Origin of the sequence: Neptunomonas sp. CHC150 (assembly GCF_030397555.1) — a bacterium.
GTDB lineage: Bacteria > Pseudomonadota > Gammaproteobacteria > Pseudomonadales > Balneatricaceae > Neptunomonas > Neptunomonas phycophila.
The window spans coordinates 229368-244786 of the sequence record NZ_JAPNXU010000011.1 but is presented as its reverse complement, the minus strand read 5'-3'; the positions used below and the strand labels follow the sequence as shown (position 1 = coordinate 244786).

General features: G+C 46.7%; 17 protein-coding genes. 10 read left to right on the top strand and 7 right to left on the bottom strand.

The genetic code is table 11. The features are described 5' to 3' along the window. Positions 1-45 precede the first annotated feature (45 nt). The 3 genes from tsaA to OW491_RS15095 form a co-directional block, all read right to left on the bottom strand. A complete protein-coding gene (tsaA, locus tag OW491_RS15105) occupies positions 46-747 on the bottom strand; it encodes a tRNA (N6-threonylcarbamoyladenosine(37)-N6)-methyltransferase TrmO (protein ID WP_290036738.1) in 702 nt (233 codons plus the stop codon). A gap of 8 nt (positions 748-755) precedes the next feature. Continuing rightward, positions 756-1499, bottom strand: coding sequence for a sulfite exporter TauE/SafE family protein (locus OW491_RS15100; protein WP_290036737.1), 744 nt, complete (start codon positions 1497-1499; stop codon positions 756-758). 146 nt (positions 1500-1645) lie between these two features. Next, the gene (locus tag OW491_RS15095) at positions 1646-2359 is read right to left on the bottom strand and encodes a double zinc ribbon domain-containing protein (protein WP_290036736.1); all 714 of its coding nucleotides are present in this window, start codon (positions 2357-2359) and stop codon (positions 1646-1648) included. Between the two features lie 143 nt (positions 2360-2502). Here OW491_RS15095 and bioB point away from each other — a divergent pair, with 143 nt between their 5' ends. The 7 genes from bioB to OW491_RS15060 all read left to right on the top strand — a co-directional run bounded on the left by bioB (position 2503) and on the right by OW491_RS15060 (position 8443). Next, the gene (gene bioB, locus OW491_RS15090) at positions 2503-3546 is read left to right on the top strand and encodes a biotin synthase BioB (RefSeq protein ID WP_075171417.1); all 1044 of its coding nucleotides are present in this window, start codon (positions 2503-2505) and stop codon (positions 3544-3546) included. A gap of 83 nt (positions 3547-3629) precedes the next feature. Next, positions 3630-4790 (top strand): 8-amino-7-oxononanoate synthase, encoded by a 1161-nt coding sequence (bioF, locus tag OW491_RS15085; RefSeq protein ID WP_290036735.1) that lies wholly within the window; start codon positions 3630-3632, stop codon positions 4788-4790. Next, positions 4787-5605 (top strand): alpha/beta fold hydrolase, encoded by an 819-nt coding sequence (locus OW491_RS15080; RefSeq protein WP_290036733.1) that lies wholly within the window; start codon positions 4787-4789, stop codon positions 5603-5605. Before bioF ends, OW491_RS15080 begins: the two co-directional genes overlap by 4 nt. Next, the gene (bioC, locus tag OW491_RS15075) at positions 5605-6420 is read left to right on the top strand and encodes a malonyl-ACP O-methyltransferase BioC (RefSeq protein ID WP_178968206.1); all 816 of its coding nucleotides are present in this window, start codon (positions 5605-5607) and stop codon (positions 6418-6420) included. Before OW491_RS15080 ends, bioC begins: the two co-directional genes overlap by 1 nt. After that, positions 6420-7106, top strand: a complete 687-nt coding sequence (bioD, locus tag OW491_RS15070) for a dethiobiotin synthase (RefSeq protein ID WP_075178698.1) — start codon at positions 6420-6422, stop codon at positions 7104-7106. Before bioC ends, bioD begins: the two co-directional genes overlap by 1 nt. A gap of 182 nt (positions 7107-7288) precedes the next feature. Next, a complete protein-coding gene (locus tag OW491_RS15065; RefSeq protein WP_075171421.1) occupies positions 7289-7534 on the top strand; it encodes a hypothetical protein in 246 nt (81 codons plus the stop codon). A 39-nt stretch (positions 7535-7573) separates the two neighbouring features. Then, positions 7574-8443, top strand: a complete 870-nt coding sequence (locus OW491_RS15060; protein WP_290036730.1) for a putative metalloprotease CJM1_0395 family protein — start codon at positions 7574-7576, stop codon at positions 8441-8443. 14 nt (positions 8444-8457) lie between these two features. On the opposite strand, the gene OW491_RS15055 is transcribed toward OW491_RS15060, so the two are convergent. The 4 genes from OW491_RS15055 to xseA all read right to left on the bottom strand — a co-directional run bounded on the left by OW491_RS15055 (position 8458) and on the right by xseA (position 12356). Next, entirely contained in the window at positions 8458-9231 is a 774-nt protein-coding gene (locus tag OW491_RS15055) for an alpha/beta fold hydrolase (protein ID WP_277252417.1), read from the bottom strand. 120 nt (positions 9232-9351) lie between these two features. Beyond that, positions 9352-9978, bottom strand: coding sequence for an FKBP-type peptidyl-prolyl cis-trans isomerase (locus tag OW491_RS15050; RefSeq protein ID WP_075171424.1), 627 nt, complete (start codon positions 9976-9978; stop codon positions 9352-9354). A 54-nt stretch (positions 9979-10032) separates the two neighbouring features. Next, positions 10033-10893, bottom strand: a complete 861-nt coding sequence (locus tag OW491_RS15045) for a peptidoglycan DD-metalloendopeptidase family protein (protein WP_075171425.1) — start codon at positions 10891-10893, stop codon at positions 10033-10035. Then, a complete protein-coding gene (gene xseA / locus OW491_RS15040) occupies positions 10890-12356 on the bottom strand; it encodes an exodeoxyribonuclease VII large subunit (protein WP_290036728.1) in 1467 nt (488 codons plus the stop codon). Before xseA ends, OW491_RS15045 begins: the two co-directional genes overlap by 4 nt. Positions 12357-12500: 144 nt before the next feature. Here xseA and OW491_RS15035 point away from each other — a divergent pair, with 144 nt between their 5' ends. The 3 genes from OW491_RS15035 to OW491_RS15025 all read left to right on the top strand — a co-directional run bounded on the left by OW491_RS15035 (position 12501) and on the right by OW491_RS15025 (position 15370). After that, on the top strand, positions 12501-13397 hold the full coding sequence (locus OW491_RS15035) for a LysR family transcriptional regulator (protein ID WP_075171427.1): 897 nt from the start codon (positions 12501-12503) through the stop codon (positions 13395-13397). A 114-nt stretch (positions 13398-13511) separates the two neighbouring features. Beyond that, a complete protein-coding gene (locus tag OW491_RS15030; RefSeq protein ID WP_215150191.1) occupies positions 13512-14312 on the top strand; it encodes a putative hydro-lyase in 801 nt (266 codons plus the stop codon). 95 nt (positions 14313-14407) lie between these two features. Continuing rightward, complete coding sequence (locus OW491_RS15025; protein WP_277252414.1) at positions 14408-15370, top strand: TRAP transporter substrate-binding protein; 963 nt, start codon at positions 14408-14410, stop codon at positions 15368-15370. The last annotated feature ends 49 nt before the right edge of the window (positions 15371-15419 follow it).

Genomic DNA, 15419 nt, shown 5'->3' with positions numbered 1-15419 from the left:
TCCTCAGGTATTTCGTGTGGCGTAACGTAAATAGTGCGTTTTAGTTTATGCGCAGTGGTCGATGGTATGTACATAGATTCCCGTTATGTCATCGATAGACCAGCGGATATTGTAATCATGTAATCGTATCCCGTAACAACGGTTTGGATCTCGCTGATAGGCTGGGCGAGGATCGCATCGTAAAATTTCAGTGATTTGTGCTTTCAGAGGGAGTGCTTGAGTACGCTCTATCTCATTCAGCTGTTGTTGTGCTTCGGGCGAAAAACTGACTGCTAAAGAGAGTGGCTGATAATTTTCAGCCAGTGCAAAGTGCGCTTCTGGCAAACAATCGGAATAAGGGACATAGGGCTTTATATCAACAATGGGAGTGCCGTCCATTAAGTCAGCACCACTGACAAGGAGGCTAACCTGCTGACCGGTTATTTCAATGCTATCGAGCGTGACTGCTGATAAACCAATAGGGTTTGGGCGAAAAGGGGAGCGCGTTGCAAAAACTCCTCGGCGTTCATTGCCGCCTAATCGAGGCGGGCGTACGGTTGGTTTCCAGCCTTTATCTACGCATTCACTGAATATAAAAACCAACCATACATGACTGCAGCCTTCGAGTCCGCGTACAGCGTCAGGTGACGAATAGGCGGCTTCCAGCACAATACGTGACTGCATAGTGTTAACCAGTCCTGGCTGGCGAGGGATGCCGAACTTTTCTTTAAATCCAGACTGTACGAAGGCAATCGGTTGAATATTCATCACTGGCCTTAAGTAAACGCGTCATAAAGAAGTTTGATACCCATTAAGAGCAGAAAACTATAGCAAACCTTGTAGAACCATACGTCGTCAATTCGTTTGTGGATAGCCACGCCCATTAACACACCAATGGGAGCAAGCACGGCTAACGCTAAAGATGTCTTTAACGTTTCAGCAGTAAATTGCCCGAGCATGGTATACGGCACAAGCTTAGTAAAATTGATGGCCGTAAAAAAGATAATAGTTGTGCCAGCATACTCAGCGCGAGGTAAGCGTAAAGGTAGTAAATAGGCATTCAGTGGCGCACCACCGGCATGGATACCAAAACTGGTAAAGCCTGCTAACGCCCCCCATAACGAACCGGCAACTTTGTTTGGTTTTTTAGCTGGGCGGTTTTGGGGCTTAAACCAAAAATTCAGTGCAAATAGTAGAGAGATGCCGCCTACAATAATGCGTATATGATCTGCTGTTAGATACTTGAAGGTAAGTGCTCCCAACACAATACCAATACCGGCGGCGGGTAGTAGTTGTAATAGAAGACTTCTATTAACCGAGCCTTTAAATTTCCAAATACCTACGATATCCATTAAACACAGTATGGGAAGTTGTATGGCTGCTGCTTGTTGAGGTGCGATAACTAAGGCCATCATAGGGACCGCTATTAGCCCAAGGCCTCCGCCAAATCCGCCTTTTGATATTGCCGTAATTAGTACCGCTGGAATAGCAACCGCATAAAAAAACGGATCCGTAATCATGACTCATCCTTTATAGGTTCTTATGTCGGGGCATTGTAGCAGTGCGGCTGCTTTGCTGGCAGCCATTATACGCAAAGGAGTGTTGTTATATCCGTCTGTTTTTAAAGGCTTCCTGGATCTTCTAATAGGTCCGCCTATCATATTCTTTAATCGAGAAAGTCAGGCTCAGGTGTGCGAGCTAAAACCCAGATATCGACTTGCTGTACTCCTGCTAAAAGGAGAGTCTTGGCAATGGCGGCCGCTGTAGTACCTGTCGTCATTACATCATCTATCACGGCCACATGGGAATAAGCAGGGCCTTGATACCGGAAATGCGCTTTCAGGTTACGGCGTCGGTTAAAGCTGTCTAGCTGTGCCTGCGCTTGTGAGGCTTTTACTTTGGTAAGTGATACATAGTCTGTCGGGATGTGTAGAGATTGACTCAAGTGCCGGCATATCCATTCTGATTGATTAAAACCTCGTGTAACGCGTCTCGTAATATGAATAGGGACAGGGATCAAAATCTCCGGTAATGCTTGATGTCGATTGTTAATTTGTCGGATGAGGCAGTCGGTCATCCAGTGGTGATGATGCAAGCCTCGACTGCTTTTTAAGCGAGGTAGTAACGTATTGATGGGAAATAAATATAAAAAGGCTGCTGTCGTATTTGTATAGGGAGGAGGGTGCTGCAAACATTGCCCACATAAATACCCTGAGCGCTGTGCATTCAATGGCAAACCACATTGGAAGCAAGTAAGGTTTGCCCAAGGTAGGTCCTCTAGGCATGGCCTACACAGCTCGCTATCTTCAGAGTGGGGCAAGGAGCATAGCAGACATTTTTGTTTGTTTTTTATACAGATGTTTTTAAATATAGATAACATTGGTTGACAGTTCCTTCTGTCGAATTATGATGGGTCTATATATGCACGACTTAAAATAGAGTGTGCTTGGCTTAGCAGCATTTTAATCAGCCTAAGGTTTTCTATAGTGCTCAAGCCAAGCTGAACACCAACGGAGCAAGACAATGAACAACGCCGCACCAATTCGTAATGACTGGACAGTCGCAGAGGTTCAAGCCCTGTTTGATCAGCCGTTTAATGATCTATTATTTCAAGCACAGACTGTTCATCGTCAGCACTTTAACCCCAATGAAGTGCAAGTGAGCACATTGCTCTCTATCAAGACTGGTGCTTGCCCTGAAGATTGTAAATATTGCCCACAAAGTGGACATTACAATACGGGTTTAGAAAAAGAGCGTTTGCTTCAAGTTGAAAAAGTCATCGAGAAAGCCAAGCAAGCGAAAGCGTCAGGCTCCACCCGTTTTTGTATGGGAGCAGCCTGGAAGCACCCTGCAGACAAAGATATGCCTTATGTGGTTGAGATGGTTAAGCAAGTCAAGGCATTAGGTTTAGAAACCTGCATGACGTTGGGAATGCTGACCGAAGATAAGGCTGAGCAATTAGCTGATGCGGGTCTAGATTATTACAACCACAACCTTGATACCTCTCCTGAATTTTACGACAAAATCATCACCACTCGTTCATTTCAAGACCGCCTTGATACCTTAAGTAATGTACGTAATTCGGGTATGAAAATCTGCAGCGGCGGTATTCTGGGAATGGGCGAGACCGCGACCGACCGTATAGGTTTATTGCGCCAGCTAGCGAATATGGATGTTCAGCCAGAGTCTGTTCCTATCAATATGTTAGTGAAAGTGAAAGGTACTCCGCTAGAGAATGTGGATGACTTGGACCCGCTGGATTTTATCCGCACAATCGCTGTAGCGCGAATTATGATGCCAGCTTCCCATGTGCGTTTGTCCGCAGGTCGGGAGAAAATGTCTGATGAAATGCAGTCGATGGCCTTTTTTGCCGGTGCTAATTCTATTTTCTACGGCGAGTGCTTATTAACGACACCGAATCCAGAAACACACCGTGATTTGCAACTGTTCAAACGCTTGGGCATTAATCCTGAGCAGCGGATAGAAGAAGATGATCAAGCGCAAGAAGCAGCGATTATCAATACGTTACAAAAACAGCAAGACAGCTCGCATTTCTACGAAGCTTAATGCCATCATCTACAGCCACGGGGGTGTTTGCTGTGCCGTTGGATAGCTAATACCCCTGTCGGTTTCTTTTTAGGTTATGTTCGATGTCATTCGATCAGTTACAAGCCTCACTTGATCAGCGTCGTAGCGATGCTCTGTATCGCCAGCGCGCATTGCTACAAAGCCCTCAGCAACCAGAAGCGGTTATTGATGGCCAATCCTATTTAGCCTTTAGTTCTAATGATTATCTTGGCTTAGCGAATCATCCTGAGTTAATCCGAGCGTTCCAGCAAGCAGCCAATGAATATGGAGTGGGTGGCGGATCATCGCATTTAGTGAGTGGGCATAGCGTGCATCATCATGCGCTGGAAGAAGAGTTGGCTGCTTTTACTGGGCGAAAACGTGCCTTGCTCTTTTCGAACGGCTATATGGCCAATATTGGTGTGATCAATGCGTTATTAGATAAGCAAGATGCTGTTCTTCATGATCGGCTTAATCATGCCTCGCTACTGGATGCCGGTTTGTTATGTGGCGCCCGCTTTCAGCGGTATTTACATAATGATATTGGCAGCTTAAAGCAGCGCTTAAGCCGCTGCGAAACGGCACGTCGTACCCTAGTTGTCACCGATGGCGTATTTAGCATGGATGGCGATGTGGCGGATTTACCCGCGATATGTGAAACGGCTAAAGCAGCTAAAGCGTGGGTGATGGTTGATGATGCGCATGGATTTGGAACATTAGGCCCAACCGGAGGAGGGTGTGCTGAGCACTTTGGATTGGATACTGACCATCTTCCAGTATTAATGGGAACACTCGGCAAAGCTTTTGGTACTTATGGCGCTTTTGTCGCAGGCGATGAGGCGCTTATAGAAACATTAATTCAACACGCCCGTAGTTATATCTACACCACCAGTATGCCACCTGCAGTAGCGGCTGCAACGCGGGTCAGTTTGCAGTTAGTTATCAAAGAACAATGGCGGCGAGAGCATCTTGCGTTATTAATTGATCAGTTTCGTAAAGGTTGCCAGCAACTTGGCTTAGAGCTAATGGATTCCCCAACGCCAATCCAGCCGATCCTGATAGGCGATTCAGAAAAAGCGCTACAGGTTAGCGCCGCGTTGAAAGCAAAAGAGATTTGGTTAACGGCAATTCGGCCCCCGACGGTTCCACAAGGAGGAGCACGGTTACGGGTGACGTTAACGGCGGCGCACACTGAGGCACAGGTTACGCAGTTACTTGAGGCGTTATCAGAGGTTGCTGTATGAAGGTGCTTGTAGAGGGCGGTGTTCATATCAGAGTGGCAGGTGATGTGCAGCATCCACTGTTAGTTTTACTTCACGGTTGGGGAATGACGGGGGAAATCTTCGACCCTATCGTGAGTCAGCTGAGTGAGCACTTTCGGGTGGTCATACCTGATTTACCCGGGCTTGGACAATCTGAACCCGCCCTCGCATCAAATGGTTTGACGTTGGCTGGTTTGTCGCGCCAACTTTTTGAAGCTTTAACCCCCGTTTTGACTGATAAAGCCATGATTGTGGGCTGGTCGTTAGGAGGTAATGTGGCAGTACAGCTAGCTGCTGATTACCCAGAGAATATTACGGGGGCGATATTAGTGGCCTCGAATCCTTGTTTTGTAGAACGACCAGACTGGCCGACGGCTATGCCAGAATCGACTTATCAGTCATTTTCCGAGGCACTCCAAGAAAATCCAGATAAAGTGTTGCAGCGCTTTGCGTTATTGCAAGTTAAAGGTGACCCCAATGCACGCGTCCTGCTAACGAGGATCAAAAAGTTGTTATCGGAAGCGGCACCAGCGCAACTGAGTGAAACCTTAAGGTTACTGACCTGCGACAACCGCCCAGTTTTACATCAACTTCAGCAGCCTATTTTGCATGTGTTAGGTACAGAAGATACGTTGGTTCCTATCGCGTTAAGGGAAGCTTTGGCAGAAAGCTATCCTCATCATCAAATACGGACGGTTGATCAGTCAGCTCATCTGCCATTTTTGAGTAATCCTGACCAGTTTGTGCAGTATGTTTGGCAGTTTGCGGCTCAATGCCTGTGTAAGAGTGTGTTGTAATGGATAATCAGTCGCAAGTTATCAACAAGCAGCGTATTGCTGAATCGTTTAGTAAGGCCGCTAGCACCTATGACAGCGTAGCGGCTTTGCAGCGTGATATAGGTCATCAATTGTTAACGCAATTGCCAGCTGTCTTTCCGGCGGGCGCGAACGTGTGCGATTTAGGCTGTGGTACAGGGTATTTTACCGAATACTTAGTCAATAGATGCGCTGCTCCGGTTAAATTGGGCGCTGTTACTGCCGTTGATTTAGCTCATGGAATGCTAACCCACGCCCGCAATATGCGTGCGCTCGCGCCGGTTAATTGGGTATGTGGTGATGCGGAACAATTGCCACTTGCCAGTGATGCAGTTCATTATTTGTTTTCCAGCTTAGCCATTCAGTGGTGTCAAAATTACCCAGCGCTGTTTCAGGAAATAGAACGCGTTTTAGTGTCGGGTGGGGAAGCGCACATCGCAACGCTTGGGCCTCATACACTGTATGAGTTGCGTGAAGCATGGGCCTGTGTTGATTCATTTACCCACGTCAACCAGTTTACGGATCTTCCGGAATTGATTAATGCAATGGCTGCAGCATCCTCGCTTACCTGTGAAGTAAAGGTAGCGAACACAGTGCTTCAGTATGCGGAGCTAAAGCAGTTAACGCATGAGCTCAAAGCATTGGGAGCGCACAATATGAATGCCGGGCAATCTAAAGGCTTAACGGCTCCTCAGCGGCTTAAAGCGTTTAAGCATGCGTACGAACAGCAGCGTAATGAGCACGGTTTTTTACCGGCAACCTATGAAGTTTATTATCTAACCTTAAGGAAGCCGTGATGGCAAAACGACATTTTTTTGTGACAGGAACCGATACAGATGCCGGTAAAACCTGTGTATCCACGGGGCTATTAGTTAAAGCGAATCAACAAGGCTTACGCACGATAGGTCTTAAGCCCGTATCGGCGGGATGTGAAGATACAGAACAAGGCTTAGCTAATGATGACGCACTCAAATTACAAGCGGCGGCGACTCAGGTATTAAGTTATCCAGAAATAAATCCTTTCGCTTTCGAGCCGCCTATAGCCCCGCATATAGCAGCCGAACAAGCAGGGCGAAAGCTCAGTGCAGATCGGATAGCGGCCATGTGCCGCGGTTCTATGATGCATCCGTGTGATTTTTTACTCATAGAAGGTGCTGGTGGTTGGCGAGTCCCACTGAATGCGCGCGAAACGTTTGCCGATATACCTCGGTTATTAAATATGCCAGTCATTTTAGTCGTAGGCATGAAGCTTGGGTGTATTAATCATGCACTCTTAACGGCAGAGGCCATTGTGCGGGATGGTTGCCAACTGGTGGGGTGGGTTGCTAATACGATTGACCCACATATGAGCTGCTTTGATGAAAACCTAGCAACATTAACGGCTAAATTTAATGCTCCTTTATTAGGTGTGGTTCCTCATTTGAGTGATGTAACTCCAGAAGGCGTGGCTGAGCATTTAGATATCAAAGCGCTGCTAGACTGATGAGTTAATGCTATAAGTTGGATGTTTATTGATCAGAACTTGAAAAGATTGCATGTTCATCGGCTAGTAAACTGGCGTATGTTGCCTACACTTATTTTGGTAGGCGTGTTTAGAGTTAGTCTTTAAAGCGCATTGATGATTTCTAACATTGATAACTTCTAAATAGTAGCAAGGAGCGGCAGATGAATATCTCAAATGCTCTACAAACGGGTCTGATCGGCTTAAATCGTAATCTCGATAACAACCTTAAAGCCTCGGGTGATCAACAAGGTACAGGTCAAGTGGCCGTTGCAGAAATGGCATCCGGGCGTGATGTTGATAATGCTGTTCAACAAACCACAGTGACCCCAACTACAGAAGCGGCAACCACCAAGGTGGTAACTGATGCTTCTGAAGTTTTGGGTACCAATATCGATGTGCGCGCGTAACCGCCTAAGTGTCATAAAAACGGTTCAGCGGGTGGCATTATGATGATCACACAGGTGTCGTCTTCCATCACCTTATCCGCTTCGGCGACAAAGCGCCCAGACGCTGATTCGGTGTCGAATTCGCTCAGCAGCCAGAAAAACGAGGCGTTGGGCAAACCTGTAACTCCTCATTCCATTTCAGGTGTTCCTGAATCGGGAGCGAGTGACTCTTCAACTGCCGCTTCTGGTGCGGAATCCGTTAACCAAGTTCAAGGTAGCGCTGCGGTCACTAATGAAAGTACCGAGGCGGACCTGCAAATCGAAGCCGAGATAAAAGCACTTGCAGAGCGTGATCGCGAAGTCCGAACGCATGAGCAAATACATGCATCGATTGGGGGGAAGCATGCATCATCCCCTTCGTATAGCTACGAACGAGGTCCAGATGGGCAACAATATGCGGTTGAAGGTGAAGTGCGGATCGATACTTCCCCCGTGGCTGATGATCCGCAAGCAACATTAGAAAAAGCCGAGGTTATTATGCGTGCGGCACTGTCAGTAGCTGAGCCATCTACGGCTGATCGACAAGTGGCAGCAGACGCAAGGGCCATGGCGGCAGAAGCGCGTGCTGAGATACTCCGAATAGAATCTAACGAACAAGGGACTGAAGCTGCAAAAGAGCCAGACGATGAAGCTGTTTCAGAAGTGGAGCAAGAAAAAGCACAGCAAGATGAAGACATGGCTGATGCACTAAACGAAGCTCAGCAACAACAAAACGAAGTGCAAACCAGTGTTGCTGAGCAGTTCCAAGCTTTTAACGAGCGCCTCAACGACATAAATATGGCGATGCGACGAATGAACTCAGTGTTAGTAGAAACGGGCGCTTTTTCTAAATTGTTCCCCGAAGGTTCCGTAATCGACAAGTCGGTCTGAGTACCATGCTTGATTTATTCCTTACTTAAAAAGCTCATTACCATCCGCGAAAATGCCACGGCTTTTTCTGCATGAGGCCAGTGGCCTGCTCCTTGGATGATTTTGAAACTCGCCTTTGGAAAAAAGCCCATAATAGCCGCTTGGTACTCGGCAATGAGGTAGTCTGAATTAGCCCCTTTGATGAATAGCGTGTCCTTTGTAAACTGGGCGCCAGCTAATGCTGTAGGGGCTTTGCTTATTTCATCATACTGTTGAGTTAACACGGGTAGGTTCATACGCCAAGCAAACTGTTTCTCACTATTTCGGTATAGATTCTTTAGTAAGAAAGCGCGAACACCTATATCACTAATAAAGTGAGCTAATGAGGCGTCGGCATCTGAACGAGATTTTATGTTAGGCAAGTCTAGGGTGTTTAAACCTTTAAGCACATCATCATGATGGCGTTCGTAATGTACAGGTGCGATATCAACAATGATTAGCTGCTGAATGCGTTCAGCGTGGTTTAATGCCATTTGCATAGCAACTTTACCGCCCATTGAGTGGCCCATCAATTTAGCAGTCTTTAAGCCAAGATCATCCATTAGCTCAATAACATCGTCTGCCATGACGGAGTAGTTCATCTCATCACTGTGAGGGCTACGACCATGGTTACGAAGATCCACAGCAATAACGTTAAACGATTCACTAAGCGTCTTGATCTGGCTCCCCCAATTTTCTAACGTCCCAAATAAGCCATGCAAGATAATGAGTGGTTGGCCGTTACCGAGAGTTTGATAGTGTAGTTTCATCGATAAAATCCTTCATGGCGAGCAAGGTTGAGAGGCTAAGATAAGCGCGAGATAGATTGCAGAACTGATTGGAAGAACCTAACCCAGATTTTTAACGCCTAGGTTAGGTCGTGGCACGGCTTACAGAATGTCGAGTAACTCAACATCAAAAACCAAAGTAGCGTATGGAGGAATGCCACCTGGTGAGCCTTGAGCGCCATAAGCTAAATCAAAAGGAATGGTTAAGCGCCACTTAGCACCTACATTCATCAATTGAAGTGCTTCTGTCCAGCCTGCAATAACACCGCCTACTGGGAACTCAGCAGGTTGGCCGCGATCAACAGAACTATCGAAAATTTTGCCATCGGTAAAGGTGCCGTGGTAATGCACACGTACTTTAGAATCGGCTGTTGGTTTTGCTGATGTCGCATCGCCAGCTTCTACCACTTCGTATTGTAAACCTGACTCGGTAACAGTAACGCCTTCACGCTTAGCGTTGTCAGCTAGGAATGCGGCGCCGGCTGCGCTCGCTTCTTTGGCTTGTGCTTCACGTTCCGCTTGAATGCGTTTATTTAGCTCATCAAACGCGGCTTGGATATCAGCCACTTCAACTGCCAATGCTTCGCCGTTGTAAGCATCTTTAATACCAGCAGCAACGGCATTAAGATCGATACCTTCAAAACCGTTTTGAGCGAGCTGATCGCCCATTTGGCGACCAATGCCATAGCTGGCGTGCTGCTCCATTGTTTCAAACTTTAATTCAGACATTAATTAACTCTTAACACTAGTAAATGAGCGGGAAATCGTACCACAGGATATGGCTTAATGCTCCTTGACGAAGAGTAAAGGATCGACACGTGTATTGTTTAAGCTAACACTCCAATGCAAGTGCGGACCCGTAACCCGCCCTGTTTTACCGATCAAGCCAAGGTTGTCGAGCGTATTAACCTTATCGCCGACCTTGACGTTGATTTTGCTCATGTGGCAATACATAGTCGTGAGGCCGTTTCCGTGATCTAAAATAACGGTATTGCCATTAAAAAAATAGTTCCCGACCGCCGTAACTACTCCAGGCGCCGGTGCCCAAATTGGGTCGCCCTGAGGCGCAGCAATATCTAAACCGCTATGTGGGTTGCGGGCTTGATTGTTGTAAAAACGCTTCAAACCAAAGGGGCTACTAAACCGGCCTTTAGCAGGCAAAATAAATTCGGTAATGGGGTTAGCGTCACGCCATGCTGTAAATGCGGCTGTCATTTCCGCTTTTTCTACCTTCCAGCGTTCCACTTGAGCTGGGTCTGGATTAACGTGCTTTTTGTTCTTAATCGTCAGATATTGTGCTTTGTATTCTTTAGGCTCCACTGAAAAATAATAGTCTTTGCCGTTTGCTACCATGTGTTGGGAGTCAGCTGGTTTTATGTTGAGTGGTAGCCCTATGACGGCCGCCCAAGGCGCTTTGTTCTGCAAATACGTGCCTTGGGTTGGTGTAACCATCACCCGGTGGCTTCGGTACCAGGCATTCGGTCGTTTATTCATGTCGGTGCCTTCTAGTGGAATAATCGCAATTCCACCTGGGGTGCGTGACTCTTCAGGCAAACTGGCTGCTGAAGCCGTAGCAATAAGAGCGGCAGCACTTAGCATCCAAACTTTGACTGAAAAACGTAATCCTGAAAGCAGGGTGATCATGATGGTTCCTTATCGTTGCGTACTGTGTTTGCAGGTGAATTCAGATTGTGTGAAGTTGTTATTGCTTCATCACTATTTATCGATTCTTGAGAGTTAATTGTTTCAACACGGCAAATAAGGTTGCCATGGCGTAAACGGTTAATCACTTGATCGCCAATTTTAACGTCATTAGCATGGGTGATGACTGGCCCGTTCGCTACACCGGAGGGTGAACGCTTGTCGACGTCTACCGCTTGCACAATGGCATAGCCACGCTCCAAAGTAGCTAAAGGGTTTACCGCATTTAGCCGGGTGAGTAAATTTCCCAGTTGATAGCGCTGACGATCCGTTTGGTTAACCATAGCTCGACGGAGTTTTTCGTCAGCTCGGTTTAAACGTTCACGCATGTGTTCTATTTGACGCGCTGGATGATGACGCTCGAGTTGACGGGCCGCTATGTCTGTTTGGTATCGTGCTTTGGTGAGCTGCTTTTGTATCAGCGCATGGAGACGCTTTTCGGCAAAATCGAGTCGGCTGCGCTGCTCCCTTAAACGCTCACCAGGGTGACGCAAGCGTTTTTTCAGAGCGTTGAGGTGATCTTGGCGTTGATTGAGCGATATGCGTAGTTGCCTTTCGAGGCGCGCACTGAGCCTGTCTATTTGGATGCGCAGCGCATCTTGATCCGGGCTGATCAGCTCGGCAGCCGCTGAAGGGGTAGGAGCGCGTAGATCCGCTACTAAATCAGAAATCGAAAAGTCTACTTCATGCCCGACAGCACTAATGATAGGAATAGGGCAATCGAAGATGGCACGGGCGAGCGCTTCGTCATTGAAAGGCCATAAGTCTTCTAGAGAGCCTCCACCGCGGCCAATAATAATTAAGTCAGCCGTTTGGTGATGAATAGCAGCCTGAAGTGCTTGGATTAATTGTTGAGGGGCTTCACTACCTTGCACTACAGATGGATAAATAGTGATGGGTAAACTAGGGAAGCGCCGTTTTAACACGCTTAATATATCGTGCACGGCCGCACCGGTTGGAGAGGTGATCACCGCCAAATGGTTTGGGTGCGCGGGGATACTTTTTTTGTGAGCCGAGCTAAAAAGCCCCTCCGAAGATAACTTGGCTTTTAAGGCCTCAAAGGCTTGCTGTAGTTTACCTTCGCCGTCGGATTCCATTGAATCAACAATGAGCTGGAAGTCTCCACGGCCTTCGTACAGGCTAACTTTACCTGTGATGATGACTTGATCGCCTTCCTTAGGCGAAAAACGCACACTCATATTGCGATTACGAAACATGGCGCAGCGAACCTGTGCACGGTCATCTTTGAGTGTGAAATACCAATGGCCAGATGCAGGGCGGGAAAAGCTAGATAGCTCGCCAAGCACTCGGATCTGGAAAAAGGATGATTCTAACAATGACTTAGCTTCACGGTTGAGCTGCGAGACAGTCAGTGCAGTTTTTTGACGATTAATTGTACTTTGCATGAAGCTATCTTAAACCAAGCATACAAACGGAGCTATGAGATTAGTAGCCAAATGGTAGACGTTAAGTAGAGAAACCTTGTCTATTCAATACTTGTCGATTATGTGAAGGGTGTTAATCTGGCTGAGTAAATAGGAGACCTCAATGTGAATTACAAACGTCTAGAAACTTTTATTCGGGTAGCTAAGTTAGGTAACTTTCGCAAAGCGGCGGAGTTGATGCATACAACGCAACCAGCAATTTCCGCTCGCATCTCAGCACTTGAATCAGAGCTTGGCGTTAAGCTTTTTACACGGGAAGGAGGTTCTAGTCCGATAGCGCTCACTCCAAAAGGAAAAGAGTTACTGCCTTATATCGAAAAGATTCTGTATCAATCTGAGCAGCTGCGCCGTCGAGCAGAGGTTTCAACAGCCTATTCAGGGCTATTGCGTTTGGGAGTATCAGAAACAATCGTCAATACGTGGCTTCCCGCTTTTTTGGCAAAAATACACACCGATATGCCCAAGCTTGATGTAGAGCTAACCGTTGATGTAACCAGTTCGATTGCTGCGGGAATTAAGGATCACTCGATTGATTTAGGCTTATTAATGGGGCCTATATCTGAACCCAATATTGTTAATTTAGACTTGTGTACGTATACCTTGTCTTGGGTGGCAAGCCCGCAATTAAAACTACCTCGTCGTCTGCTTTATTTGGAAGAGTTAGCTCAGTGGCCCATTATTACGTATGCTCGAAACACCAAGCCCTACGCAGAAATTAATCAAAGGTTTCGTAGTTTAGAGGGGCCATCAGCACGCTTTTTTGCTTCGGCATCACTCGCGGCATGTCGAAGCTTAACCATTGATGCCGTAGGTGTTGCTACCCTCCCAGATATTTTAATTACCAAAGAGCTGGCCGCAGGAGAGCTCCATAAAATTCGTTCTATTTGGCTGCCTAGCGCCTTGAAATTTACCGCGTCTTACTCGGATGATGTGTTTAACCCAGTGGCTGAAAAAGCAGCAGAAATAGCGGTCGAGATAGCGGAGCTTTATAAAGAATCCTAATGTTTGATAAAAATAATTGATCAAATAGCCCAAAAAAACACGATTAGACTTTTTATGGCGTCAACTCTTAATCTCTATAAGCAAGGAAGTGAACACATTATTTAGGAAACCTATATGTCTCAGTCGGTCACACCATTATTGCAACAAACTGCTGATTTGCGATTGTCCATTCGCCAAGGGGAGCACCGAGGGCCAACCAGCGGTTTAGCAACCGGCGCTATGCAAGGCAACGTAGTTATCCTTCCTGCGGATTACGCCAATGAATTTTTACTTTACTGCCAGTCTAATCCTGTTTCTTGCCCTCTGATTGGCGTCTCCGAAATGGGGAACTATGCGCTCCCTTCGTTGGGGGCTGATATCGATATGCGCTTTGACCTTCCCGAGTATTATATCTATCGAGACGGTGAAAAAGTTGAGAGTCGTGAAAGCATAGAAGACCTATGGCAAGACAACTTTATTGTTTTTGTTTTGGGGTGCTCTTTTTCATTTGAACATGCGTTGACTCAAGCGGGTTTGACACCGCGCAACATTGAGCAAAGTGTGAACGTTTCAATGTATGAAACTAGTATCCCTACGGTCCCAGCTGGCCGCTTTTTTGGCAATACAGTGGTCACAATGCGACCTTATGTGCCTAAAGATGCAATTCGTGCTATCCAAATTACCACCCGATTTCCCAAGGCGCATGGTGCGCCCTTACATTTCGGGGATCCAACCCTTATCGGTATCAACAATTTAGCCGCCCCAGACTTTGGTGACCCTGTAGCGATACGCGAGGGAGAGACGCCAGTTTTTTGGGCCTGCGGTGTAACGCCTCAGCTGGCTATCCGAAATGCCAAACCCCCACTGTGTATTACGCATGCTCCCGGAAAAATGCTGGTGACGGATGTTCTCGATACTGATTTGGCGGTGTTTTAAGTTTTTGCTTTACCATGCCTAAGCCTTGGTGAGGGTGTGGTGTATCTCAATAACCAACAATAAGACAACCACTCCACAGGAATAGGACAGGATCAATGAAAAAACTCACTTCGGCTCTTGTGTTTAGTAGCTTGCTTTCCACCTCCGCTTTCGCTGATAAATGGCACATGCCAACGCCTTATGGGGATGGGAATTTACCCACTCAAATAGCGTATAGTTTTGCTGCAGAGATAAAAGAAAAAACCGGTGGAGATCTGGACATTACTGTTCACTCTGGAGGTTCGCTAGTTAAACACACTGAAATTCCCAAAGCTGTGAAGTCTGGCCAAGTACAGATGGGGGAAGTGTTTATGGGGATTTTAGGTAATGAAGACCCTATTTTTAAACATGACAATATCCCTTTTTTAGCAACATCATACGATGAAGCGAAGCAGCTGTGGGAGGCGGCAAAACCGGCGGTAGAAAAGCAATTAGATAAGAGTGGTATGAAGTTGCTTTATACAGTGGCTTGGCCAGCTCAAAGCTTGTACACCGAAATGCCAGTAGAGCAACTGAGCGATCTATCTGGCGCTAAAATGCGTGCTTACAGCCCGTCCACGTCTCGGTTAGCGGATTTAATGGGAACAACTCCCACCACAATTCAGGTGCCTGATATCCCACAAGCATTTAGTACCGGAATTATCCAAGCGATGATTACCTCCCCATCGACAGGTGTAGATAGCCAAGCATGGGATTACGTTAACTATTACACCGACGTGAAAGCATGGATTCCAAAAAATATTGTGGTCGTGAATAAGCGGGCTTTTGGTCGGTTGGATAAAGAAACTAAACGTATTGTTTTAGAAGCGGCTAAGCATGCCCAAGAGCAGAGCTGGAGCAAAGTCGCTGAGCGTGCAGATAAGGATACAGCCTTATTGGTTGAAAATGGCATGAACGTTAGTGAGCCTTCTGAAAAATTAATCAGTGAACTGCAAACCATTGGCGAAACGATGATCTCTGAGTGGAAAGCCGAAGACCCTAAAGAGGTGGGTGCTATTTTAGATCGCTATAATCCGTAAACAGTCTGCCTCCTCTTTGAGGAGGCGGCTTCCCGCCAAGAGTACACGC